We start from the raw sequence: 458 nt of genomic DNA on the forward strand, positions 1-458 counted from the left end.
TATTTCTGTTTAGTACGTGTTGTGTATGACTGACATTATTAGGTCACTGTATTGCCACTTCCATGCCATTATTGGTCTACGGTACTATTGACATTGTGAACGTATATAGTGGTATCGAGTGTCATGTTTTGATTTATTATTCGTGTTTGTTCGTATCTCTTTCTTTTTGCTGTTTTTTTTTTTTTTTTTGCTGAAGCTGCATTCGCGCTGACTCGCTATCGTCATTTTCAATTAGCCATCCTGATGCTAGCAGGAGCAGGTGCTGGTATTTTCAGTTTTATTTACGGCTACTTCCTATCGGGTTATGCCGCCTTGGAGCCGTCCTTCGTCGCTTTGATGTTTACGCTACGCGTTTTGAGCGGTGCGATTATCGCAGGCATTGGCGGCAAATACATCGCCGATTCACTGCTTGCAACCGGCTCACTCCGCGGCTATGCCATCGCCAAAGCCGAAAAGAG

General features: G+C 44.1%; 1 pseudogene. It reads left to right on the top strand.

Going from position 1 to position 458, the window contains the following annotated elements:
• Positions 1–243: 243 nt before the first annotated feature.
• Positions 244–458 (top strand): annotated as a pseudogene (locus BHE18_RS21815) (ECF transporter S component); the annotation flags it as partial.

The sequence above is a fragment of the Rossellomorea aquimaris genome, assembly GCF_001877785.1.
Classification (GTDB): Bacteria; Bacillota; Bacilli; order Bacillales; family Bacillaceae_B; genus Rossellomorea; species Rossellomorea aquimaris_A.